The sequence below is a fragment of the Sorangium sp. So ce295 genome, assembly GCF_051527405.1.
GTDB classification, from domain to species: Bacteria; Myxococcota_A; Polyangia; order Polyangiales; family Polyangiaceae; genus Sorangium; species Sorangium cellulosum_B.
The window spans coordinates 12158733-12182707 of the sequence record NZ_CP150324.1; the positions used below are offsets into that span (position 1 = coordinate 12158733).

General features: G+C 73.2%; 20 protein-coding genes. 8 read left to right on the forward strand and 12 right to left on the reverse strand.

Features of this window, described 5'->3' with window-relative positions; translation table 11 throughout:
- The first annotated feature begins 129 nt into the window (after positions 1 to 129).
- Positions 130 to 2028, forward strand: a complete 1899-nt coding sequence (gene ggt / locus WMF11_RS45985; protein WP_437975252.1) for a gamma-glutamyltransferase — start codon at positions 130 to 132, stop codon at positions 2026 to 2028.
- A gap of 93 nt (positions 2029 to 2121) precedes the next feature.
- On the opposite strand, the gene WMF11_RS45990 is transcribed toward ggt, so the two are convergent.
- Complete coding sequence (locus WMF11_RS45990; RefSeq protein ID WP_437547057.1) at positions 2122 to 2865, reverse strand: universal stress protein; 744 nt, start codon at positions 2863 to 2865, stop codon at positions 2122 to 2124.
- 175 nt (positions 2866 to 3040) lie between these two features.
- Here WMF11_RS45990 and purB point away from each other — a divergent pair, with 175 nt between their 5' ends.
- Together purB and WMF11_RS46000 are read left to right on the forward strand one after the other, a co-directional pair.
- Positions 3041 to 4339: an adenylosuccinate lyase gene (gene purB, locus WMF11_RS45995; protein ID WP_437975253.1), complete on the forward strand. Its 1299-nt coding sequence runs from the start codon at positions 3041 to 3043 to the stop codon at positions 4337 to 4339.
- Between the two features lie 47 nt (positions 4340 to 4386).
- Positions 4387 to 6183 carry a DUF885 domain-containing protein gene (locus tag WMF11_RS46000; protein ID WP_437975254.1) on the forward strand — a complete coding sequence of 599 codons (1797 nt, stop codon included), beginning with the start codon at positions 4387 to 4389 and terminating at the stop codon, positions 6181 to 6183.
- Positions 6184 to 6291: 108 nt separating this feature from the next.
- On the opposite strand, the gene WMF11_RS46005 is transcribed toward WMF11_RS46000, so the two are convergent.
- The 3 genes from WMF11_RS46005 to WMF11_RS46015 all read right to left on the reverse strand — a co-directional run bounded on the left by WMF11_RS46005 (position 6292) and on the right by WMF11_RS46015 (position 9505).
- On the reverse strand, positions 6292 to 7872 hold the full coding sequence (locus WMF11_RS46005) for a lactate racemase domain-containing protein (protein ID WP_437547063.1): 1581 nt from the start codon (positions 7870 to 7872) through the stop codon (positions 6292 to 6294).
- A 73-nt stretch (positions 7873 to 7945) separates the two neighbouring features.
- The gene (locus WMF11_RS46010) at positions 7946 to 8608 is read right to left on the reverse strand and encodes an HAD family hydrolase (RefSeq protein WP_437905411.1); all 663 of its coding nucleotides are present in this window, start codon (positions 8606 to 8608) and stop codon (positions 7946 to 7948) included.
- A 129-nt stretch (positions 8609 to 8737) separates the two neighbouring features.
- Positions 8738 to 9505: a phosphoadenylyl-sulfate reductase gene (locus tag WMF11_RS46015; protein ID WP_437547067.1), complete on the reverse strand. Its 768-nt coding sequence runs from the start codon at positions 9503 to 9505 to the stop codon at positions 8738 to 8740.
- Positions 9506 to 9583: 78 nt separating this feature from the next.
- Here WMF11_RS46015 and WMF11_RS46020 point away from each other — a divergent pair, with 78 nt between their 5' ends.
- Positions 9584 to 10570 (forward strand): ArsA family ATPase, encoded by a 987-nt coding sequence (locus WMF11_RS46020; RefSeq protein WP_437547069.1) that lies wholly within the window; start codon positions 9584 to 9586, stop codon positions 10568 to 10570.
- Between the two features lie 10 nt (positions 10571 to 10580).
- Positions 10581 to 11789 (forward strand): hypothetical protein, encoded by a 1209-nt coding sequence (locus WMF11_RS46025; RefSeq protein WP_437975255.1) that lies wholly within the window; start codon positions 10581 to 10583, stop codon positions 11787 to 11789.
- 91 nt (positions 11790 to 11880) lie between these two features.
- Here WMF11_RS46025 and WMF11_RS46030 read toward each other — a convergent pair whose 3' ends face one another.
- From WMF11_RS46030 to WMF11_RS46055, 6 genes are all read right to left on the reverse strand, one after another.
- Positions 11881 to 12906, reverse strand: coding sequence for an NADP-dependent oxidoreductase (locus WMF11_RS46030; RefSeq protein WP_437975256.1), 1026 nt, complete (start codon positions 12904 to 12906; stop codon positions 11881 to 11883).
- A 50-nt stretch (positions 12907 to 12956) separates the two neighbouring features.
- The gene (locus tag WMF11_RS46035; protein ID WP_437547075.1) at positions 12957 to 13646 is read right to left on the reverse strand and encodes a class I SAM-dependent DNA methyltransferase; all 690 of its coding nucleotides are present in this window, start codon (positions 13644 to 13646) and stop codon (positions 12957 to 12959) included.
- 89 nt (positions 13647 to 13735) lie between these two features.
- On the reverse strand, positions 13736 to 14536 hold the full coding sequence (locus WMF11_RS46040; RefSeq protein ID WP_437713107.1) for an MlaE family ABC transporter permease: 801 nt from the start codon (positions 14534 to 14536) through the stop codon (positions 13736 to 13738).
- Positions 14537 to 14723: 187 nt separating this feature from the next.
- Positions 14724 to 15275, reverse strand: coding sequence for a tRNA (adenosine(37)-N6)-threonylcarbamoyltransferase complex ATPase subunit type 1 TsaE (tsaE, locus tag WMF11_RS46045; protein WP_437975257.1), 552 nt, complete (start codon positions 15273 to 15275; stop codon positions 14724 to 14726).
- Positions 15276 to 15278: 3 nt separating this feature from the next.
- Positions 15279 to 16418 (reverse strand): hypothetical protein, encoded by a 1140-nt coding sequence (locus WMF11_RS46050; RefSeq protein WP_437975258.1) that lies wholly within the window; start codon positions 16416 to 16418, stop codon positions 15279 to 15281.
- Positions 16419 to 16566: 148 nt separating this feature from the next.
- Positions 16567 to 18486, reverse strand: a complete 1920-nt coding sequence (locus tag WMF11_RS46055; protein ID WP_437975259.1) for a hypothetical protein — start codon at positions 18484 to 18486, stop codon at positions 16567 to 16569.
- 176 nt (positions 18487 to 18662) lie between these two features.
- On the opposite strand from WMF11_RS46055, the gene WMF11_RS46060 reads away from it, so the two are divergent.
- From WMF11_RS46060 to sdhB, 3 genes are read left to right on the forward strand one after another with little or no spacing between them, the layout of a single operon-like run.
- The gene (locus WMF11_RS46060; protein ID WP_437975260.1) at positions 18663 to 19484 is read left to right on the forward strand and encodes a succinate dehydrogenase; all 822 of its coding nucleotides are present in this window, start codon (positions 18663 to 18665) and stop codon (positions 19482 to 19484) included.
- A gap of 55 nt (positions 19485 to 19539) precedes the next feature.
- Positions 19540 to 21564 carry a succinate dehydrogenase flavoprotein subunit gene (sdhA, locus tag WMF11_RS46065; RefSeq protein WP_437975261.1) on the forward strand — a complete coding sequence of 675 codons (2025 nt, stop codon included), beginning with the start codon at positions 19540 to 19542 and terminating at the stop codon, positions 21562 to 21564.
- 1 nt (position 21565) lies between these two features.
- Complete coding sequence (sdhB, locus tag WMF11_RS46070; protein WP_437325993.1) at positions 21566 to 22387, forward strand: succinate dehydrogenase iron-sulfur subunit; 822 nt, start codon at positions 21566 to 21568, stop codon at positions 22385 to 22387.
- Between the two features lie 10 nt (positions 22388 to 22397).
- Here sdhB and WMF11_RS46075 read toward each other — a convergent pair whose 3' ends face one another.
- Both WMF11_RS46075 and WMF11_RS46080 read right to left on the reverse strand, forming a co-directional pair.
- Positions 22398 to 22964, reverse strand: coding sequence for a hypothetical protein (locus WMF11_RS46075; RefSeq protein WP_437905421.1), 567 nt, complete (start codon positions 22962 to 22964; stop codon positions 22398 to 22400).
- A gap of 112 nt (positions 22965 to 23076) precedes the next feature.
- The gene (locus tag WMF11_RS46080; protein WP_437547093.1) at positions 23077 to 23961 is read right to left on the reverse strand and encodes a branched-chain amino acid ABC transporter permease; all 885 of its coding nucleotides are present in this window, start codon (positions 23959 to 23961) and stop codon (positions 23077 to 23079) included.
- Positions 23962 to 23975 lie beyond the last annotated feature (14 nt).

Genomic DNA, 23975 nt, shown 5'->3' on the forward strand with positions numbered 1-23975 from the left:
CCGAAGCGCGCCGGCGCGCCCTGAACCGAAGCGCGCCGGCGCGCCCTCACCCACACCTCCCAGGCCGGGTCGCCCCGCGCGGCCCGGCCCGGCTCTCTCCGGCACCGGTGTAGATTCGCGCGCACCCTGATGACCCTGCTCCGTCGTTCGAAGCCGCGCTGGGCGCTCGCCCTGGCGCTGCTCGCAGGCTGCGAGGCCCGCACGCCGCCCGCGCCGCACCCGGCGGCGCCCGCGACGCTCGCGGCCGCCGCCGCGCCGGCCGTCGCCAGCGCGAGCGCCGGGGCGTCGGCCGCGAGCGCGGCCGCGGCGCCCACGGCCGACGTCGCGGCGCCGGAGCCGATGCCGCCGGTGCCGCCGATCGCGCTCGCCTCGGGCGGCCCGCGGGCGGTGCGCGGCGACGCCGGGCTCGTGACCTCGGTCGAGGAGCACGCGACGCGCGCGGGCGCGGACGTGCTGCGGCGCGGCGGCAACGCGGTCGACGCCGCGGTCGCCGTGGCGTTCGCGCTGGCGGTGACCCACCCGAGCGCGGGCAACATCGGCGGCGGCGGCTTCATGCTGGTCCGCCTCGCGAACGGCGAGACGCAGGCGATCGACTTCCGCGAGGCCGCGCCCGCGTCGGTGACCACCGAGTCGAACATGGCGATGCTGCGCGCCGGCGGACACGGCTATGCGTCCGCCGGCGTCCCGGGCTCGGTCGCCGGCCTCGCCCTGGCCCACGAGCGGTTCGGCACCCGCCCGTTCGCCGAGCTCCTGGCCCCGGCGATCTCCCTCGCGCGCAAGGGGCACCGCCTCGGCGCGCGGCAGGCGCTGACCCTGCGCTGGGCGTGGCCGCGGCTGAAGGCCGATCGGGCCGCGAGCGCCATCTGGGGGCGGGGCAAGGCGCCGGTCGCCCAGGGCGAGCTGGTGCGGCAGCTCGATCTCGCCCGCACCCTCGAGACGCTCGCCGCGGAGGGGCCGCGCGCTTTCTACGAGGGCGCCATCGCCCGGCAGATCGCCGGCGCGATGCGCGAGCGCGGCGGCCACATCAGCGAGAGCGACCTGCGCGCCTACCAGGCGAAGTGGCGCGCGCCCCTCCGGTTCTCGTACCGCGGCTTCACCGTCGACACGATGCCGCCCCCCTCGATGGGCGGCGTCGCGCTCGCGGAGATGATGCTCACGCTCGAGCGGCTCAAGGCGCACGAGGCGCCCGCCGACTCGGGGCTGTCGCTGCACCTGTTCGTCGAGGCGGCGAAGCGGGCGTACGCCGATCGGCGCAAGGTGAGCGCCGACCCCGATTTCGTCGCGCCCGAGACGGCGCAGCTGCTCGCGCAGCTCCTCGACGGGGCCTACCTGATGCGCCGCAGGCCGCCCGTCGACCCGGAGCGGGCCACGCCGGCGGGCGCCATCGCGGCGCCTCTGGGCGCCGTCGCCCAGGAGTCCCCGCAGACGACGCACTTCTCGGTGATCGACGCGCAGGGCAACGCGGTCTCGTGCACGACCACCCTGTCGGCGAGCTTCGGCGCGAGGATCGTGATCCCGGGCACGGGCATCCTGCTCGCCAACGCGATGGGCGCGTTCTCCGAGACGGGGATCAACGCGGTGGCGCCGGGCAAACGCATGGCGAGCTCGATGACGCCCACCCTCGTGAGCCGCGACGGCAAGGTCGCGCTCGTCCTCGGATCTCCCGGCGGCGACACGATCCCGAACACCGTCGCGCAGGTCCTCCGCAACCTGGTCGATCACGGGATGACCATCGACGAGGCGGTCCGCCACGCGCGCATCCACCACCAGTGGATGCCGGATCGCGTGCGCGTCGAGCGGCTGACGCCTCCGCCGCAGGCCGCCCTCGACGACCTCGCGCGGCGAGGGCACGCCCTCGTGATGGACCCGATGCCGATCGGCGACGCGAACAACCTCCTCGTCGACGCGGCCGGCGTCGCGTGGGGCTACGCGGACACGCGGGAAGGGGGCAAGGCCGAGGGCGTCAGCGCGCCGGACAAGCTCGACCCGGCGGCGCAGGCCGACGCTCAGTCGTCGAGCGCGCGGTAGTCCGCCGCGCGGGCATCGAGCGCGCGGTAGCCCACGCGCGAGCGATCCGAGCGCGCAGATCGCGCGCTCGGTGGTCCGCCGCGCGCCGCCGCGTCAGCGCAGCCTGGGGTCGTAGTTGGCCGCGTCGGCGTCGTCGTCCTCCTTGGGGCGCACGACGACGACCGGGCACGGCGCGTTCCGCGCGATCCGGTCGGCCGTCGAGCCGCCGAAGAGCCGCTGCAGGGGCGACTGCGGGTGCGTGGCCACGACGATGAGATCGGCGCTGAGCTCCCGGGCGAGCGAGACGATGGCCCGGTCCGGCCGGCCCGTGCGGAAGTGCATCGCCATCAGCCGGGCCTGGCCGTCTGCGAACCGGTGCTGGAGCACGCGGAGCGACGGCGGCGACGACGCGCCCGGCGTCGTCACGTCGCGCACTGCAGGGGCGACCTGCCGCGGGCCGATGACCACGGCGTGGATCTCCGTCTCGCCGCGGAGCGCCGCCAGATCGAAGGCGAAGCGCCACGCCCGCCCGCCCGGCTCGGACAGGTCCATCGCGACCACCACGATGTACGACTTCACCCGGCGACCCCCGCGCACGCTCGCGCGGGTCTCGCTCGCGGGCGCCGGCTCGTTCACGACAGCCGGCGCGCTCGCGGCGGCGGCCGCGCCGCCAGCGCGCCCCGCCGGCTCGCGGCGCCCAGGCTCGGCCCGCGGGGGGAGCGGCGCCTGGCTGACAGCGTCCGGCTCGCTCGCCCCTGCGGGCAGCGTCTCTGGCGGCGCGTCGCCCGCCGCGTGGGGCGTGCGGGCGAACGACCTGCCCTGATCGGCGCGCGCAGGCGCCGGTGCTTCGGTTGGCATCGCGCCAACGTTTGCCGCGCGCCGCGCGTCCGCAAGCGCCCCGCCCGACGGCGCGGGCCGTGCGCGGCCTGGCCCCCCGCGCGGGCGAGCAGCGCGAGCCGGCCCTCGCGCGGCCGGACCTCCCGGGGCCACTCCATCCTTGACGCACCCTCCAGACCTTCGCAGCGTCCCGCCCATGATCCCCCGCTACACTCCCGCTGAATTCGAAGCGCTCTGGTCGCCCGCCACCCGATTCTCGACCTGGCTCGAGGTGGAGCTCGCCGCCTGCGAGGCGATGGAGGCCGAAGGGCTCGTGCCCGCCGGCATCGCGAAGGGGATCCGCGCGAAGCAGCTGACGCTCGATCCCGAGCGGATCGAGTCGATCGAGCGCACCGTCAAGCACGACGTCATCGCCTTCCTGACGCACGTCGAGGAGCTCGCGGGCGAGGGCGCGCGGTGGCTGCACCGGGGGATGACCTCGAGCGACGTGCTCGACACGAGCCTCGCGGTGCTGCTCGTCCGCGCGACGGACCTGCTCTCGGCGCGGCTCGACAAGCTCTGCAGCGCGCTCGCGCGGCGCGCGGACGAGCACCGGCGCACCCCGATGATCGGCAGGAGCCACGGCATCGCCGCCGAGCCGATCACGTTCGGCCTGGCGATCGCCGGCCACCTCGCGGAGATGAAGCGCGGCAGGGCGCGCCTGCTCGCGGCGCGCCAGGCGATCGCGGTCGGGAAGATTGCGGGCGCGGTCGGGACGTACGCGCACCTGTCGCCGCGCATCGAGGAGCGCGCGCTCGCGGCCCTGGGCCTGCGCCCGGAGACGGTCTCGACGCAGGTCGTCGCGCGCGATCGCCACGCCGAGCTCTTCACCGCGCTCTCGCTCATCGCGGCGGGCATCGAGCGGCTCGCGACCAACGTGCGGCACTGGCAGCGCACCGAGGTCCGCGAGGCGGAGGAGCGCTTCACCGTGGGCCAGAAGGGCTCGAGCGCGATGCCCCACAAGCGCAACCCCATCCTCAGCGAGAACCTGTGCGGCCTCGCGCGCATCGTGCGCGCGGCCGTGATCCCGGCGCTCGAGAACGTGCCGCTGTGGCACGAGCGCGACATCTCGCACTCGTCGGTCGAGCGGATGATCGCGCCCGACGCGACCTCGACGCTCGGGTTCATGCTCGACCGCGCCGCCGGGCTCGTGGAGGGGCTGGTCGTCTACCCCGAGAAGCTGCGCCAGAACCTCGACAGCACGGGCGAGCTCTTCTTCAGCGAGGCGGTGCTCCTGGCGCTCGTCCAGAAGGGCAGGCCGCGGCAGGCGGCCTACGAGCTGGTGCAGCGCTGCGCGATGCGCGCGATCGCGGGCGAGGGGCGCTTCCGCGACAACCTCGCCGCCGACGCCGACGTCGCGGCGCTGCTCGCCCCGGACGAAATCGCGCGCTGCTTCGACCTCGACCACGCGCTCTCGCACGTGGACACGATCATCGATCGCGCGCTCCGCGACTGACCTGCGGCGTTGACCTGCGCGGGCCGGTTTGACAGGCTCGGCCCCTCATGGCCGCACCCACACCTGTCCGCTCGCGCTGGCGCCGGCTCGCGATGCTCGCGCCGCTCGCGGCGCTCGCCGCCTGCAGCGGGAGCGCCTCGGCGCCGCCTCCGCCTCTCGGCGCGGCGCCCCCTCAGGCCGCGGCGCCCCCTCAGGCCGTGGCGAGCGCCGAGCCCGCGCGGCCGGCGGAGGCGCCGCGCGAGCCGTTCACCGCGCTGCGCGATCGGATCCTGCGCGAGTGGGTCGCGGACGAGCCGGCCTTCGCGCGCTCGCGCGGGCTGCACGAGCAGGACGGCAAGGTCTCCGACTACGGCGCTGCCGCGATAGAGCGGCGGCTCGCGCGCCTCGAGCGCGACCGCGCGGCGCTCGCCGCCGTCGACGCCGCGGCGCTCTCCCCGGACGAGGCGCTCGACCGCGCGCTGCTCCTCCAGCAGATCGACCTCAAGATCTTCACCGGGAGGGACGTCGAGGAGTGGCGCCGGCGGCCGCAGTTCTACGGCGATCTGTTCGGCGTGAACCACTACCTCGATCGCGCGTACGCGCCGCTGCCCGAGCGCGCGCGGCGCCTCCTCGAGCACGAGAAGGCGGCGCTGGCCCAGGCGCCGCGCGTCCTCGAGAACCTCGTGAGCCCGATGCCGAAGCCGGTGATCGAGGTGGCCGTGAAGATCTTCCGCGGCTACGCCGAGTACCTGCGCGGCGATGTCGTCAAGCTGCTCAAGGGCGTGGGCGACCCCGCGTTCCAGGCCGATTTCGAGAAGACGAACGCCGCGCTCGCCGACGCGGCGGAGAAGCTCGCCGAGCACCTCGCGAAGGTCGAGCTGCCGAAGGGCGACGCGAGCCACGTGCTCGGGGAGGCGCGGTACCGGAAGCTCCTCCTCGCGCAGGAGGGGCTCTCGATGCCGCTCGCCGAGTTCAAGAAGATGGGCGAGGACGACCTCGCGGCGAACAAGGCGGCGTACCAGGAGCTCGCCAGGAAGGTGAGGACCTCCCGGCCGAAGGCGGAGCAGCTCCTCGCCGAGGCGACGCGGATGATGGAGTCGGCGCGCAAGTTCCTCGTCGACAAGGAGATCGTGAGCCTCCCGTCCGACGAGCGGGCGATCGTGAAGGAGACGCCGCCCTACATGCGCTGGAACGCCGCCTTCCTCGACGCGCCCGGGCCGTTCGAGCGGAAGGGGCTCGAGGCGTTCTACTACATCACGAAGCCGGACCCCTCGTGGCCCCGGAAGGAGCAGGAGGAGTACGTGATGCTGCGGGGCACGCTGCTCTCGACGACCGTGCACGAGGTCTACCCGGGGCACTTCGTCCAGGGCCTGTGGGGGAACCGGGCGCCGACGGAGACGCAGAAGATGTTCGGGAGCTACTCGTTCGTGGAGGGCTGGGCCCACTACGTCGAGCAGATGATGATCGAGCAGGGGTTCGGCAAGGAGGACCCGCAGAGTCGCCTCGGCCAGCTCGCGGACGCGCTGCTGCGCAACTGCCGGGTGGTCGTGTCGCTCGGGGTGCACGCCGAGGGCATGAGCCTCGACGAGGCCGAGCGCCGCTTCGTCGACGACTGCTTCCAGGACCGCGCGACGGCGCGGGAGCAGGCGGTGCGCGCGACGTTCGACCCCGGCTACTTCGCCTACACGCTCGGCAAGCTCCAGATCCTGAAGCTCCGCGAGGAGGCGAAGGCGGCCCTGGGCCCGGCGTTCTCGCTGCGCCGCTTCCACGACGCGCTCCTCTCGCACGGCTCGCCGCCGCTGCCGCTCGTCCGCGAGCGCGTGCTCGCCGAGCTCAAGGCGCCGATGAGGAAGCAGCCCTTATAAAGGCCTTGCTCCAGGGGGCCCAGCGCGTCGGCCGCGCCTTCAGCGTGCGCACGTCCATCGCGTCGCACCACGCCTCGAAGCGGTCGCGCGGCACGCCCCGCGGGCGCGCTAGGCCGTCACGTCGGCCATGAAGATCGGCGGGGTGTGCAGGGCCAGGATCTCCGGCGCGGGCGGGGCCGACTGCTTCGCCATCCGGAGCGCCTCGTCCATCGTGCGCGCCGTCTCCCACCCGAGCAGCTGCGGGATGTACTCGTTGTCGGCGCCGACGACGATCATCCGGCCGATGTGCTGCCGCCCCGCCTCGCCCCAGTACCACATGAAGAACGGGTGGGTCGGGTGGTACGCGTGCCCGAAGCGGTACATCTCGATGTACGCGGGGTTCTCGGAGAACTTCTTCTCGTACCGCTTGTGCAGCTCCATCGCGTCCCGCGTCTCCGGCAGGAGCCGGTGCACGAACTCGATGTACGGGGCGTGGTGCTCGTTGTCGAACAGGTCGGTGCAGGGGTGGAGGATGATCATCGTCCCCCCCTTCTTGAGCATCGGCGCGCCGCGGTAGAGGTTGAACAGGTAGCCGTTCGCCATCACCTGCACGAGCAGCGGGTTCAGGAACGAGTTCACGTTGTACGGGCTGATGTACGGGATGCCCGTGATCAGGATGTCGGCCTGGCCCGAGACCGGGACGAGGTACTGGTCGAAGCTGCGCTTCAGCGTGTGCTCGTGGACGGCCTCGGTCTCGCCGGCGAACACCCCGGTCACCCCGAACGGCGAGGGGACGCGCTGGAAGATCGCCTGGCGCGCGGGCTGCGGCACCTTGGACAGCGTGAAGCGGAGGGCGCGCAGCGCGCTCTTCTCGCCCGCGCTCAGGTCGTCCTCGTTCTTCGCGAGGAACTCGAGCGGGCGATCGAACATGCGGTTGTTGATCGTCGTCTCGATCGTGAAGACGTTGAGCTTCTTGTTGGCCAGCCGGCCCATGCGCTCGACGCTCGTGTGCAGCGCGGAGCTCTTCGGATCCATGTACGAGTAGCAGTCGCGCATCACCCGCGGGTTGTGGTGCGCGCGCAGGCTCCGGTACCCGCACAGGCCGACGGCGACCGACTTGTGCCCGCCGTCCATCGGCACGAGGTTGAGGTTCACGTAGATCACGAGGTCGCTGTCGACCGCGCGCTTGTTGAGCTCGACCTCCTCGCCGACGTCGGTCGTGCCGACGTACTTCATGTTGGCGGCGTTCTCGGCGTCGTGGTTGTAGAGCCGCTTCGGCCAGTAGGCGTTGAAGATCCGGTCGCCGACGATGTGGCGGACCTCCCAGTCCTTCATCCGCCGGTGGACGCTCGTGGCGATGATGATCTCCACGTCGTCGACGCCGTAGTCGGCGAGCAGGTCGAGCACGATCGTGAGCACCCGCTCGCGGATGTCGGGGCGCTTCATCTGCGGCAGCGGCAGCGAGATGTCGTCCACCGCGATCGTGACCTTCATCCCCGGGCGGAGCTTCGCGTAGAGCGGCTCCGAGTTGTGCGGGTGGTTGATCGCGTAGCGGATCGCGGCGTCGACGTCCTTCAGCGGCTCGATGGGCGGCTTCGCGTAGAGCACCCGGGTGCCGGTGGGCAGGTCGACCTCGACCAGCTGGTCGCCTGAGAAGAGCACCCGGGGGGCGCTGCGGCTGTCTAGCGTGACGACGCAAGGATGGCTCATGGGACCTTCAGAGCAGGGGGTGCGACGTGTTGGGCTGGGTGGTGGCCTCCCGCCGCCGGCGGGGAGGCAGGGGTCATGCGGCGAGGTGGAGGATCGGCCAGTGGTACGCCTGCGCCAGCATCTTGAGCTTGCGGTCCGGGTTCACCGCCGCCGGGTAGCCGACGACCGAGAGCATCGGGACGTCCGAGTAGCTGTCCGAGTAGGCGAAGCACTCGTCGAGGTCGTGCCCGTTCGCGTGGGCGTGCTCGCGGATGAGCCGCGCCTTCTCGGGCCCGGCCACCACCGGGCGCAGGAGCTTGCCCGTCGCGAACCGATCCTTCACCTCGAGGCGGTTCGCGATGATGCCCGTCGCGCCGAGGTGCTCGGCGAGCAGCTGCATCAGGAAATCGAGCGCGCCGGAGATGAGGATGACGTCGTGCCCCTTGTCGAGGCTGCACTTCACGAGGTCCCGCGCCTTGGCGTAGATCGCCGGCTTGAGCACCTTCGCGAACGCCTCCTCCGCGAGCGCCACGAGGCGATCCTCGGAGACGCCCTCGAACGAGCTGAAGAGCAGCTCGTTGAAGAGGCGGCGATCCTGGAGCTCCGCCATCGCCATCCACGGCGCCTTGACGATGGCGCGGCCGAGCTTCGCGAGGCTGTGCATCGGCGTTGGCTGGTTCAGCATGTAGAACACCGTCGGGTGCACGAGGTTCGTCGTGACCAGGGTGCCGTCTACGTCGAAGTAGCTCGCCGGCATGCGAGGCAAATCTCCCTGCATGCCGTTTGAGTCAAGATCGAGCTGCCGCGAACCGGTGTTCGCAGGCGATCGTCACGCCGCGTCGAGGTGCCACGCCGCGTCGATGGGCTCGTGCAGGTCGTCGCGCCGTCACGCGGCGAACAGGCGCTCGTACCGGTCGTCGAGGTCGACGCCGCCGTCGGTGTCTCCCCGGTCCACGGGGTTGATGCCGCAGTACTCGACGCTCGCCAGGTGGCGCCAGCGCCCGGCGCGCTCGGGCTCGTCGGGCAGCACCGGCGTCGTGCAGGGGAAGCAGCCGATGGTGCGGAAGCCCATCCCGTGCAGCGGGTTCTCGAGCGCGTCCTCGTGCGCGGCGAAGTACGCGTCGAGCTCCTCGCCGGTCAGCGACGCGAAGGGGTGGACGCGGAGCGTGTTGTTCGCGGGGTCGAGGCCGAACGGCGCGACCTTGGCGCGGGCGCCGCCCTCGCCCCGCCGCAGCGCCGCGACGAGCGCGTCGTAGCGGCCCCGGATGGCGCCCAGCGGGGCCGATTTGCGGAGGTCGCAGCAGCGCTCCTGGCCCTCCTTCGAGAGGTAGAGCAGCCCTTCCTCGCGCGTCTGCTGCGCGAAGCTGCGCTCGGGCGACAGCGTGACGACGCGCAGGTTCGGGTGGGTCCGCGCGAGCTCGTCGCGCGTGGCGAGCGTCTCGGCGTGGAGCACGCCGGTGTCGACGAAGACCACGTCGAAGGAGAGCCCGGCGCGGTCGGCCATGTGGCAGAGCGCGGTCCCGGCGCGCTGCATGCTGCTCATGATGGCCGCGCGCGGGCCGAAGGACTCGCGGACGAAGCGGAGGAGCTCGACGGGGGACGCGCCCTGGAAGCGTCGGTTCAGCGGTTCGAGGTGTCGCTCGGTGATGCGCATGAGCGATGCATAGCAGAGCCCGTTTCCTTGATCCGGGTTGCCTTCGCCTGAGCTTGCGCCTAACTCCGCTATCGCGGAATGACCAGCGCCTATCAAGCCTCAAAAGCGGGCGGGCTCGGCCACGACCTGCCGGAGCTCGAGCGCCGTCGCTTCCTGTTCGTGACGGGCAAGGGAGGGGTCGGGAAGACGACGATCTCCGGCGCCCTCGCCCTCGCCTTCGCCGCCCGCGGCAAGCGCGTCCTCGTCGCGATGTGCCACACGAAGGAGCGGCTCTCCGCCATCCTCGGCTCGAAGCCGATCGGCCCGGAGGTCATCCAGGTCGCCGAGCGCGTGTCGGCGGTGAACATCGCGCCGGACAGGGCCCTCCGGGAGTACGGCGAGATGGTCCTGAAGATGCGGGCCGCGGCCGATCTCGTCTTCGACAACAAGTACACGCGCACCTTCTTCCGCGCGGTGCCCGGGCTGTTCGAGTGGGCGATGCTCGGCAAGGCGTGGTTCCACACGACGGAGCTGCTCCCCGACGGCTCGAACCGCTTCGACGTGGTCCTGCTCGACGCGCCCGCGACGGGGCACGGGGTGGACATGCTGCGGGTGCCGAAGGTGATCCTCGACGTGGCGCCGCCGGGCATCCTTCGCCGGGACGCCGAGGCGGCGTGGGCGATGTTCAGGGATCCCGCGCGGAGCGGGGTCGTCGTCGTGACGCTCCCGGAGGAGATGCCGGCGACCGAGACCGTCGAGCTCGTGGCGGAGGTCCGGGGCGACCTTGGCCTGCCCGTCCACCGGGTGATCATCAACGGCGTGCTGCCGGCGCTGTTCTCGCCCGAGGAGCAGCGGGCGCTCCTCGTCGACCCGGCGCGCCTCGACATCCAGGCGCCGGCGCGCGCCGCGGACACCGTCGAGAGCGCCTTCGTGGCCGGCGCGCGGCGGGCGATGCGCGAGTCGGTGCAGCGCGAGAGCCTGGCCCGCCTGCGGCGCGATCTCGACCTGCCCACCGTGATGCTGCCGTTCCTCTTCGACGAGGCCTCGACGGTCGCCGGCACGCGGATGCTGGCCGAGCGGCTCTGAGCGGGGGCGGATGCCGGCGGCCCTGCTGCGAGCGAGCCCGCTGCTCCGCGACGGACGGGCGCTGCTCGACGCCGATCGCCTCGTCCACGCGGGGGTGGCCGACCGGCGCGCGAGCTTCGAGCTCGCCTTCGCCGCGATGCCGCCGCACACGGGTTTTCTCGTGGTCGCCGGGGTCGAGGCGGCGCTCGAGGCGCTCGCGGCGGACGGCGCGCGCTTCGACGCGGCGGCGGTCTCCGCGGCGCGCGCGGCGTGCGGCCTGAGCGACGCGCTCGAGGAGCGGCTCGCCGGCGCGCCGCTGTCGGTCGACATCGACGCGATGCCGGACGGGACGATCGCCTTCCCGGGGACGCCCGTCGCCTCGGTGGAGGGGCCGTTCATCGAGGCGCTGCTCGTGGGCGCGCTGCTCGCGCCGGCGCTCCGCCGCGGCACGGCCGCGGCGACGAGGGCCGCGCGGCTCCACATCGCGGCCGGCGGCGGCGACATCGTCGACGGGTCGTCGGCGAGCGTGCCGTTCGCCGACGAGGCGCTCGCGCTCGCCCGCGCGGCGCACGTGGGCGGCGCCGTGGCGACGACGAGCGCGCTCGCGGCCACGGCGCTCGGCATCCCGTTCCGCGGTGAGGCGGGGATCGACCTCGGCGAGCTCGCGCCGCCGCCGTCCCCGCTCGAGGGCAGCTGGCCCTGGTACGCCGATCGGATGGTCGACCTCGGGGGCGACGACGAGGAGGCGCTGCTCCTCGAGGCGAGGCGCGTGGGCGGGAGCGCGGGCGGCTGGGTCGCGTCGGGGCTCGGGGAGGCCGTCGAGGGGCTGCCGGCGGCGCGCTGCGAGCTCGTGGCGCTGGAGGAGGCGGGCGCGTGGGCGCTCCGGCAGGGCACGAGCGATCGCGGGGACGTGATCGCGGGGCGGAAGATGGTGGCGCGCTACTACGACGAGGCGGGGCGCGCGGCCCTCGACGTGATCCACCTCGCGCACGAGCGGATGCTGGCCCCGCGCGCGCTCGGGGTCGCGAGGCTCGCCCCGCTCGCGCGCGCGGCGATGCGCGGCGGGCGCGCGCTCGAGTCGCCCGAGCCGGCGAGCGCCGGGCGCGAGCGCTCCCTGGCGGCGCGCCAGCTGCTGCCGGACGCGGTGGCGCTCCTGCGCGCGCCGGCGAGGTACCCGGTGCAGTTCTCGCCGGCGCTGATCGCGCTGCGGGAGCCGGAGCCGCCGGGCGCGCTGCGGTAGCTTCCGGAGCCGACCACGCCGCCGAGCTCCCGTGCTTCAGGGATGAGGTACTGCCCCGCCTCGTCGACAGGGGCGTCGCCGGCCTGGCTGACTAGTCGGAGACCTTGATCAGCAGCTTTCCGATCTTGTTCGGCTGGAAGAGCATCGCGAGCGCATCCGGGGTGTTCTCGAGCCCTTCCACCACGCGCTCGCGCCAGGTGATCCTGCCCTCCTTGATCCAGCCGTGGATCTTCTCGAAGGCCTCGGGGAAGCGCGCTTGATGATCGCTGACGACGAAGCCCTGCACCCGGAGACGCTGCATCAGGATGAGCGGGAAGCGCACAGGGCCCGGGCGGGGCTGTTTGTCGTTGTACGTCGCGATGAGGCCGCAGATCGTGACCCTGCCAAAGAGGTTCATCTTGTCGAGCACGGTGTCGAGGATGTCGCCGCCCACGTTCTCGAAATCGATGTCGACGCCCTTCGGACAGGCGCGGTCGAGCGCCGCCGCGACATCCTCGGTGCGGTAATTGATGCAGGCGTCGAAGCCGAGCTCTTCGGTCACATAGCGGCACCCGGCGTCGCTGCCGGCGATGCCCACCACGCGACAGCCCGCGATCTTGCCCATCTGGCCGACCAGGGAGCCCACGGAGCCGGCGGCGCCGGACACGACGATGGTCTCGCCGGGCCTCGGCTGCGCGATATCGAAGAGGCCGACGTAGGCGGTGAAGCCGCCGGTCACGTGAAGTGGGCAGAGGAAGGCGCCGAGCGGGAGGTCCAGCGCGGGCAAGCGCGTGAGGGCGAGGTCGCCGGGCGCCGCGACGTTGTAGTCCTGCCAGCCGAGGAGGCCGGAGACGAGGTCTCCTGCGCCAAAGTCGGGGTGGCGGGAGCGCTCGACGACGCCGACGCCGAGCGCGCGCATCACCTCGCCCTGGTTCACGGGCGGCATGTACTGCTTCGTGTCGCTCATCCAGATCCGGTTCGTCGGATCGACGGACAGGTAGCGCGTGCGGACGAGGACTTCGCCGTCGCCAGGCTCCCGGACCGGCGCCTCGCGGAGCTCGAAATGGCTGCGGCCCGGCGGGCCCTCGGGGCGCGCCTTGAGGACGTAGTGGCGGTTGGAGAGGGACGAGGTGCTCATGAAGCGAAGCTAGACGCCCGGGGGCCGCACCGGAAGGTGCAAGCCGCGCCTCAAGCGCCGGCACGCACGCCGACCGTCATGGTCTGCGCGCCGAGCGGGAACCACGCGAGCCAGGGCTCGAGCGGACGCAAGGGCGCGAGCGGCCGCGGGAAGAACAGCACGTAGTCCTGCCGCACCGAGGCAAGCGCGCCAGCGAGCAGCGCGCGCACCTCGCGTGGCGGAAGCAGGATGGCGTCGTCGTCGAACGGACACAGGCGCACCGCCCGCCGCGTGAGCGGGTTGTACGGGTTGTGCTCGAAGACGAACAGGCGCCCACCCGGCTTGAGCTTGGTCGCCACCGCCTGCACCAGCCTGGAGCGCTCGGGCGGCGGGACGTGGTGCAGCACGCCCGACAGCACGGCCGCGTCGAACCGCTCGCTCGGGATGGCGGCCTCCTCGCCGTACACGGTCGCGCTCGGAGCGTGCTCGCGCGCAAGCTTGGCGCTCTCCGCCGACGGGTCGAAGGCGCCGACGAAGGCGAAGCGACCGCAGAGCAAGCGCGTGAGGCTGCCGGTGCCGCAGCCGTAGTCGAGCACGCTGTGCGCGCTGGACACGCCGGCCCGCGCCAGGCACCCGAGCTTGTGCTCGGCGAAGTACTCGGGCCCTTCCCCGCTCAGGCGCACGCTCCGCTGGTGCGCCTCGCGGTAGGTGGGGGCGTAGTGATCGAACTTTTCGACTTCGGAGGCGCGATCGAGCGACACGCCGGCTACCGTAACATCCGGGCCGCCGCCCCGCAGCATCGCGGCAAGCGCTCGCGGCCCAGGTAGAGCCGGGAGAACGCCGCTGCGGCTCACATGTCGAGCAGGAGCTGCGTCAGGATGTAGTTCGTGACGAGCACGGTGACGCAGCTCTCGACGACCGCGCGCGTGGTCGCGACGCCGACGCCGCGCGCGCCGCCCGAGGCGTAGAAGCCGTGGCGGCACGAGACCGACGAGACGATGAAGCCGAAGACGCACGCCTTGATGAGCCCCATGGAGATGTCCTTGGGGAGGGCGAAGTCGCGGATGCTCTGGAAGAACGCGCCCTCGTCGCCGCCGAGCCAGAGCACGGCGACGAGGTACGAGCCGCACATGCCGACGCTCGTGTACAGGATGCAGAGCAGCGGCAGCATCACCGTCGCGGCGAAGAGCCGGGGCGAGAGCAGGTACTGCACGGGGCTCACGCCCATCGTCGCGATCGCGTCGATCTGCTCGGTGACGCGCATGTTGCCGAGCTCCGCGGCCATCGCGCTGCCGGCGCGGGCGGTGACCATGATCGCGGAGAAGACCGGCGCGAGCTCGCGGGCCAGCGAGACCGCGACGAGGCCGCCGACGCGGCCCTCGGCGCTGAACGCGCGCAGCGCGTAGGACGTCTGCAGGGTGACGACCATGCCGCTGAAGACGCCGGTCAGGCCGACGATGAAGACCGACTGCGCGCCCATGAAGTCCATCGCCGCGAGGAACTGGGCAGGGCGGAACGGCGGGCGCACGAGCCAGACGATCGTCTGGAAGGTGAGCGTGACGATGTTGCCGATGTTGTCGAGGAACGCGAGGACCGGCTCCAGCGCCCTGTTGAGCAGCTCGCCGCGGCTGGTCTCGGCGCCTTCCTTCACGGTGCGCTCTTGTACCACGCAACGCCGCCGCGCACGGGGCCGGGCTCGCGACGACCCCGCGCGCCCGCTCGCCCGCGCTGCGACGTGCGCTTCGCGCCGGCGCGTGGATCGCGCCGCCGGTCGAGCCCGCCCGAGGGCGCAGCGAGATCCCGCTCGCCCTCGCCAGGCTCCGGCCGCTCGACGCGCTTCACGCAGCGCCCGGCCTGGCTCCGCGCGATCCGGCGGAGCCGCGCCGCAGCTCGTCCTCCAGCGCGGCGAGCACCTCGCCGCTCCGCGCGCCGGTCGCCCTGATCTCGGCGGCGCGGCCGGGCGCGGACGGATCGTCGGGGGCGGCGAGGTGGATCAGGAGCGCGTCGCCCCCGAGCGCCTCCACGAACGGCTCGCCCCACTCCACGACGACGAGCGCGCCCTCCGCGCGGCGCTCGCGCAGCCCGAGCTGGGCGAGCTCCGCGGCCGCGCCGTCGCGCGCGCCCTCGGCGGAGGACGCGCCCCCGAGGCGGTACGCGTCGGCGTGTGCGATGGGGACCCGGCCCTCGTGCTCGTGGACCAGCGTGAACGTCGGGCTGGTGATCGGGAGCGCCGGCGGGACGCCGAGCGCCCGGCAGAGGGCGCGGGCGAAGAACGTCTTCCCGGCGCCGAGATCGCCGGCGAGGACGACCAGATCGCCGCCCGCGAGGCGCGCGGCGAGCGCCCGTGCCAGGCGGATGGTGCTGCGGCGGCTCGGCAGCTCGATGCGCATGCGTCAGAACCGGGCCCCGGCGCCGAGCGTCGCGCCGACCAGCAACAGGGAGCCGTCCCCCGTGGGAACCCACCGGAGGTTGCCGAGCTGGGCCTCGAGCTGCACCGCGCGGCTCAGCGCGAGCGCGACGTCGAGCGACGCCCCGAGCACCGGGTGGACCTCGAGATCGCCGTGGTACGTCGTGAGATCTGGGCCCACGGCGCCGGGGGCGGACCTGAAGAACGCGCCCGCGCGGAGCGACGGGCCGAGGTGAAGCGGGAACGCGCGCCACGCCCCGTCGTGCGGCGTCAGGCTGGGCGTCAGCATCAGGCGCGCGCCGCCCTCGATCCAGCCGGCGAAGGGGCCGGCCAGGTTGCCGCCGCCGCCGGCGAACAGCTCGAGCCCGCGGTCGCCGGGCGCATAGGCCACGCGCGCCTCCCCGACCAGCGAGGCCGCGCTGCCGCTCGCGCCCGGCAGGCGCGCCGCCGCGACGGCCAGCCCGAGCGACGCGGACAGGGCGACCCGGCGCCCGCCCGAGTACGCCGGCCATACGCGCTCCGGCCCGAGGGGATACGCCATCAGCACCTCTTTCGCGGGCGGCGCGGGCGGCGGCGCGGGCACCGGGGGCAGCACGATCGCCCCTCCCGCGGATGGAGGCGGGGGCGCGCTCGCCGGAGCGGAGCGCGCGGCGCGCTCCCAGGGGAGCTCGCCGGCGCCGATGCCCTCCGGGCGGAGCAAGACGGCCAGCATCTCCTGCGTCTGCCGGGCCTCTTTACCCCGGTCGACCTCCCTGGCGACCGACTCGACCCGGCCCGTCGAGGCGAGGTACGCGGTGAGCTCGATCCGGGTGGTCGTGACCGCAGGATCGACGGTGCCGGTCAGGACCCAGTCCACGCCCGTCCGCGCGCTCACCGCGCGGTACTCGTCCGCGCTGTCGGCGACGCCGTCGGCGACGTCCTTGAGCGCGGCCGCGACCGCGCCGTCCGGCGCCGCGGTGTGGCCGAGGGCGGCGAGCCCGCGCGCGACCTCGGCCTGGGCGGCGCTCCGGGCGGCCTCATCGGTGCCCCCTCGCGCCGGCAGGAGCGCCACCCGATCGGCGAGCGCGGCAGGGGCGATCGCCAGGAGCGCGGCGGCGGCGGCACAGGAGAGGGCTCGGCGGATCATGCGGCGCCATGGTACGCCCGCCGGCAGGCCGGAGCAGCCCCGGGGCGACGCGCCGGCACGGTCTCCACGCGCCGCCTCGCGCGTCGTGCCCTGCGCTGACGGGGCGCCGGCCAGGTGAGCAGCGTCATTCACCGCGCTCTCGCCCCGCTCATCGCGCCTTCCCGCTCTCGCGGTAGCCGATCACCCGCGGCAGCACGCGCCGCCCGCCGAAGCCGCTCGCCGCCGTCGTCCAGAGCTCTGCCGACGCGGTGCTCATGGCGCTCGCCGCGGCGAGGCGCCGCGCCTTCACCTCCGCCGGGTCCTCGGTGCCCGTCTTCGGCAGCCGCTGCACGCCGGCCCAGGCGAGCACGCCGGCGTCGCGCCCGAGCGCCGCCCAGAAGCTCGGCGGCGACGGATGGGTGGCGAGCCACGCCGCGAGCGCGGCCGCCGCGCCCGAGGCAGGCGCCGCCCTGGGATCGCCCGCGCCCGGCGGAGGCTGCGCGCCGGAGGGCGCCGCGAGGAGCGGGAAGAGCCCTGCCGTCGCGACGAGCGATCCCGGCGGCGGCGCGATGGCCGTCTCGAAGGCGAGCGCGATCGTCACCGAGCGGGGAGCCGCGCGGAGCGCCTGGTCCGCGCAGCGTGCGTCGCCGGCGAGGACCATCCCGCGGATGGCCGGCGGCCGGAGAGCGCGCGCGTCGAAGGTCCCGTCGCAGGGGAGCGCCAGCGCGATGCCGCGCTCGGCCAGCGGCGTGGCCCCGGTAGCGCCCGGCGGCGCGGCCCCCGCAGCGGCCCCGGCGGCGCCCGCCGGCGTGGGGGCCGCGTCCTTCCGGACATCGGCGTCGCCGCCCACGAGCGCCACCGGCTTCGCGCCCCGCTCCGCGAGCGCGGCGGCGAGCACCTCGATGCTCCTCGCGGGCTCCTCGCCCACGACGAAGACGAACGCGCCGTCCAGCGCCGCCGGCTCCGGCGGATGGACGAGCAGCACCGGGATCGCGTGCGTCCGCGCGAACTTCGCCGCCTCGGTCGCCTGCTCCCGATCGGAGCCGGCGATGAGCACCGCGGCGCCCTCGGCGGTGAGGCTGTTCAACGCCTCGTCCACGCTGCCCTCGCCGCCGTCGTCGCGGCTCACGAGCCGCGCGTCCGAGCCCGGCCGGAGCAGCCCGAGCCCGTGCGCCACGCCGGCGGCGATCTCGACGCCCCGGCGGCGCGACGCGGCCGTGCGCGTCGACAGCAGCAGGCCGACCGTGGGCGGCTCGACGCGCGCGGCCCCCGCGCCGGCCGCGAGCTCGAAGATCGCGTCGCGCTGGGTGCCGAGCGCCGCGTCGGCCCGATCGAGCAGCTCCTTCGCGAGCGCCACGTCGCGGCGCTCGCGGGCGACGATCGCGAGGCGCTCGGCGACAAGCGAGCGCAGGTCGACCTCCGGGCTCACGACCTCGCCGGTCGCCCGCCCGGCGCGCAGCGCCCGGACCAGGTGATCGATCGGCACCTCGCGCAGCTGCGCCCCGATCTGCGCCCGGACGGCGGCGCGCCGGTCGTCGTCGGCCTCGCGCAGCCAGACGCTCATCAGCTCGATCGCCTGCGTCCACGCGCCCGCCTCCATCGCGGCGGCGGTGACCTCCTCGTTGAGGAGCGCGCGCACGTACGGGTCGATCATCTTGCTCACCAGCGGGCGCAGCACCCCGAAGGCGGGCCTCGGCTTGCCGGCTCGCCGGAGCGCCGCGCCGCGGATCACGCGCGCGAGATCGCCGACCGCGCTCCGCCCCGCCGCCTCGACCTCGCCCGCGAGCGCCTCGGCGCGGGGCAGGTCCCCGCGCTCCAGGGCGATCCACGCGAGGTGGACGGTCGCGACGCGCGCGAGGTCGTCGGAGGCGTGGCGCCCCCGGAAGGCGAGGAGCTCCGGCTCGAGCGCGATGCGCTCGGCGTGCGCGCCGTTCGCGAAGCGCGAGAGGAGGGGGCGCAGCTCTGCCTGGGCCGCGGGCGACCCGGCCAGCGCCGGGCTCACCGGCGCTCCGCCGTCCTGCGCGCCGCAGCCGGCGCCGGCGGTCGCGGCGGCGAGCGCGAGCAGGGCCGCGGCCGCGATCGCGGCCACGCGGGCGTGACGTGGCCGACGTCGCCGGGCGGCGCATCTGCGCGGGCGAGCCGCCCCGCCGCCGCTCGACGCGCCAAAGGCAGCGGAAAACCGGCCGGAACTGTTGACTGCGTTCACCTTGACGTCACCCGGGGCATCCCATACACCCGCCGCGCCCGCCTTCCATCGAGGTCAGCGTGTCCGAGGCAACCCCCGCGAGATCGCTCTTTCACGAGAGCCGCCGGTCCTTTCTCCTGCGCAAGCTGCATTCTCTCACCGGCGCCCTCCCCGTGGGCGGTTTCCTGCTCTTCCACTTCTGGACGAACGCGAAGGCGCTCCAGGGGCAGGAGCGGTTCGACGCGGCCGTCGGCGAGATCTCGCACATGCCGTACCTGCCCGTGCTCGAGATCGGGCTCGTCGTGCTGCCGCTCGCGTTCCACGCCCTCTACGGGGTCAAGCTGGTGCTCGAGGGCAAGCCGAACGTCGGCAGCTACACGTTCTCGCGCAACTGGATGTACACGCTGCAGCGGGTCACGGGGGTGCTCGCCTTCGCGTTCATCGGCTTCCACCTCTGGTCGTACTGGGCGCAGAAGTGGCTGGGCCGGATGGCGCCCGAGGAGTTCTACCCGCGGCTGTGCGCCGACATGGCGTCGACCGTCGGCGGCGTCCCGGTGATCGCGCTCGTCTACCTCTTCGGCATCGCGGCGAGCGTGTTCCACTTCGCCAACGGCCTCTGGGGCTTCTGCTTCTCGTGGGGGATCACCGTCTCGCGCCGGGCGCAGCGGATGGCCGCGGTGGTCTTCGGCGCGGTGGGCCTCGTGGTCTTCCTGTTCGGCGCCAACACGGTGATCTATTTCGCCACCGGCGCGCCGTTCCCCGGGACGCCGGGCCCGTCCGCGGAGGGCGGCCGCAGCTGCGCGGACATCGCGTCGGCTTCGACCGGTTCCACCGGCGCCCCCCCGCGCGCGGCTGTCGGCGCCGGCGCCGGTGTCGACGTGGGCGCGCCGGCCTCGCACTGACCATCGTATCGGCCGCGCCCTTCCGGGGAGCGGCGCGGGAGCATCGGGATCGAACATGGCCGCGAAGAGCACGACGAGGAGCGAGGGGGGGAAGGTTCGGCGCGTGATCGTCGTCGGGGGCGGGCTCGCCGGCCTGATGACGGTGATCAAGCTGTGCGAGGCGAAGGTCCCTGTCGACCTGATCTCCCTCGTGCCGGTGAAGCGCTCGCACTCGGTGTGCGCGCAGGGCGGCATCAACGCCTCGGTGAACACGAAGGGCGAGGGCGACAGCCCCCAGGTGCACCTCGAGGAGACGGCGTACGGCGGCGATTTCCTCGCGAACCAGCCGCCCGTCAAGGGGATGGCCGAGGCCGCGCCGGGCATCGTGAACATGCTCGATCGCATGGGCGTGCCGTTCAACCGGACGCCCGAGGGCCTGCTCGACTTCCGCCGCTTCGGCGGCACGCTCTACCACCGCACGGCGTTCGCCGGCGCGACGACGGGGCAGCAGCTGCTCTACGCGCTCGACGAGCAGGTGCGGCGGTACGAGCTCGCCGACGTGACCGACGAGCACGGCGTGGCGATCCCGGGCGAGAAGATGGTCCGGAAGTTCGAGTTCTGGGACTTCCTCGAGGCGATCCTCGACGACTCCGGCACGTGCGTGGGCTGCGTCGCGCAGGACCTGAAATCGATGCAGATCCGCGCCTTCACGGGCGACGCGGTCGTGCTCGCGACGGGCGGCTGCGGCATCGTCTTCGGCCGCTCCACGCTGAGCGTCATCTGCACGGGGACGGCGGCGTCGGCGGTCTACCAGCAGGGCGCGGTGTACGCGAACGGCGAGTTCATCCAGGTGCACCCGACGGCGATCCCGGGCGCCGACAAGCTGCGGCTCATCTCGGAGAGCGCGCGCGGCGAGGGCGGCCGCGTCTGGGTGCCGAAGGACAAGACCGACGCGCGGAGCCCGCGGGACATCCCCGAGAAGGAGCGCGACTACCTGCTCGAGCGGATGTACCCCGGCTACGGCAACCTCGTCCCCCGCGACATCGCCGCGCGCGCGATCTTCAAGACGTGCTTCCACGAGGGGCGCGGCATCTGGAGCCCCGCGACGGGCCGCAACGAGAACGAGGTCTACCTCGACCTGACCCACAAGGACGAGAAGTTCCTCCGGTCGAAGCTCGCGGGCATCCTCGAGATCTACGAGAAGTTCGCGGGCACCGACCCGTACAAGAACCCGATGAAGGTCTTCCCGGCGGTCCATTATTCGATGGGCGGCCTGTGGGTCGACTACGAGGCGGACGCGCGGGGCTCGCTCAAGGCCGGGTCGCCGCGCAACCACGCGACGAGCATCCCGGGCCTCTACGCGGTGGGCGAGGTGGACTACCAGTACCACGGGGCCAACCGGCTCGGCGCCAACTCGCTGCTCTCGTGCATCTACGGCGGCATGGTGTGCGGGCCGGCGGTGGCGACCTATCAGCGGAGCATCAGGCGGAGCGCGCTCGATCTGCCGCGCTCGATCTTCGACAAGGCCGAGAAGCGCGCGGAGTCGAGCTACCAGCGCATCCTGACGCAGAACCAGGACGCGAAGCAGCCGGAGAACGCGTATCGGCTGCACCAGGAGCTCGGCGAGACGATGCTGCGCGACTGCACGATCGAGCGCGACAACGCCACGCTCGACCGCGTGCTCGAGAAGCTCGGCGAGCTCGAGGAGCGGGCGGAGCGGATCAAGTGCACGGACACGGCCCCGCGGGTGAACCAGGGGGCGCAGTTCGTGCGCCACCTGGAGAACATGCTGGTGCTCGCGCGGGTCATCGCGCAGGGCGCGAGGAACCGCGACGAGTCGCGCGGGGCGCACTACAAGCCGGAGTTCCCGGCGCGGAACGACGCCGCGTGGATGCGCACGACGCTGGCGCGCCACGAGGAGAAGGGCGCGGTGAAGTTCGTCCGCGAGTTCGACTACGCGTGCGCCGGCCAGTCGATCCACGTGACGGACGCGGTGGACACGTCGCTCGTGACGCCGCGGGAGCGCAAGTACGAGCAGGCGGGCGCGGCGAGCGCGGCGAGCGCACAGGCGACAGGGAAGCTGTCGCAGAAGAGCGTGTAGGATGGCCAAGGCGAGCGGAGACGAGGCGAACGGGGCGGCGGCGCCGGCGCAGCCGAAGGGCGAGGGCCGGCTTGTGCACCTGCGCGTGCGGCGGCAGGACACCGCGGATCGGACGGAGTCGCGGCGCTGGGAGGAGTTCAAGGTCCCCTACCTGCCGCAGATGAACGTGATCAGCGCGCTGCAGCAGATCCAGAAGGATCCGCGGACCGTGGACGGCAAGGAGGTGGCTCCTGTCGTCTGGGAGGCGGTGTGTCTGGAGGAGGTGTGCGGCTCGTGCACGATGGTGATCAACGGTCGAGTCCGACAGGCCTGCTCGGCGCTCATCGACCAGATCGCGCCGAAGGGCGAGGTGATCACGCTGGAGCCGATGTCCAAGTTCCCGCTCGTGCGCGACCTGCTCGTCGACCGGAGCCGGATGTTCGAGGACATGAAGCGCGTGCGGGCGTGGATTGACATCGACGGCACGCACGAGCTCGGCCCGGGTCCGCGCGAGTCGCCGGAGCGGCAGCAGGAGCGATATCCGCTCTCCCGCTGCATGACGTGCGGCTGCTGCGTCGAGGCGTGCCCGCAGTACAGCGACGGCACGAAGTTCGTCGGCGCCTTCGCCATCAACCTTGTGCGGCTCTACAACATGCACCCTTCGGGGGCGATGCACGAGGGCGAGCGCCTCGAGTCGGTGATGAGCGAGGGTGGGATCACCGATTGCGGCAAGTCGCAGAACTGCGTCGAGGTGTGCCCGAAGGAGATCCCGCTCGTCGACTCGCTCGCGGCCGTCTCCCGCGACACGACGAAGCGCATGCTGTTCGGCTGGCTGCTGAAGTAGGCGCGCCGACCTACGGAAACAGCGACCCCGTCCCGAGCCCGAGCCCGTTCCCGAGCCCCATCTGCAGCGCGTCCGGCGCGCGCGGCCGCGCCAGCTTGTCCAGGCGCATCCCGAGCAGGTGCGTGATCAGCGTGCAAGCCTGGTGCGCCCGCGCCGTCGCCTCGCACCCCATCCAGGCGCCGAGCGACTCCCGCTCGCCGTCCTCGGCGTAGCGGATCACGGCGCCGCCCTCGGCGACCGTGATCCAGGCGTTCGCCTGGCGCGGCAGCGAGGCGTGCAGCACGCCGACCTGGCCCAGCGGATCGTCGTTCGGGCCCATGACCCGGCCGTCCGGCTCGAGCAGCGCCACCGGCTCGGCCTCCAGGCCGAACACGCGCCCGCCGCGATCGACGCTGAGCTGGTGCTCGCCGTTCACGAGGATCTTGCCGTCCGGCATGACGTCGATCGTGAGGTCGGCGAGCGCCCAGCGCGCGCGGGGGATGTCGAGCAGCGCGCCGCCGCGCACCCAGTTGGCGGGGGGCGTCGCGGCGCACGCCGCGAGCAGCGAGAGCGGTACGACGAGAGCGAGGCGTCGCATGCGCCGAGCATACCGCAAGGACGCGCGGCGCGTGGGCCGGCGGGCCGGCAGCCCTGCTTGCCGTGGAGGATGGATGGAAGCGCGGCGCGTGGGCCGGCGGGCCAGGGCGGCCTTACACCTTCTCGGTCCCGGTCGTGCCGAGCAGCCCCGTCGGCTTCACAAGGAGCACCCCGATCAGCACCGCGAACACAAGGACGTCCTGCAAGCCGGAGTAGGGCGTGAGCTTCGTCATCTCTCCGATGATCCCGATCAACATGCCCCCGAGCATGGCGCCCGTGATGTTGCCGATGCCGCCGATGACCGCCGCCACGAACGCGCGGTTGCCGATCACGACGCCCATTGTGGGGTACACCTGCGACTGATCGAGGCAGTACAGCACCGCGCCCACCGCCGCGAGCATCGAGCCCGTGAGGAAGGTGAGCGCGATGATGCGGCTCGTGCGGACGCCCATCAGCCGGGCGGCCTCGACGTTCACGCTGAGCGCGCGCATCGCTTTGCCCGTCCAGGTGCGCCGCACGAGCAGCTCCAGGCCGATCATCACGAGGATCGAGGTGACGAAGATCACCTGCCGCGTGTGCTCGATCGGCAGGAGCTGCGGATAGCCGCGGTAGCGTGCGGTGAAGAGGAGCTGCGCCAGGTTCTGGAGGAGCACGCTCATCCCGAGCGCCGTGACCAGCGGCGTGATCCGGGTGTTCGCGAGGCCCCGCCCCCGTGAGCGGAGCGGCGCGTAAGCCACCTTCTCGACGACGACCCCGAGGACGCCCGCGAAGGCCATCGCGCAGAGGGTGCCGGCCACGCCCGCGAACAGCGGCGCGCTGCTGCCACCGAACGCCGCGATCCCGAAGAGCCCGGCGAAGGCGCCCATCATGAAGATCTCGCTATGAGCGAAGTTGATGAGCTTGAGGATGCCGTAAACCATCGTGTAGCCGAGGGCGACCAGCGCGATCATCGACCCCTGGGCGAGCCCTGTGATCAGGGCATTCACGATCTTCTCCATGGAGACCTCTTCAA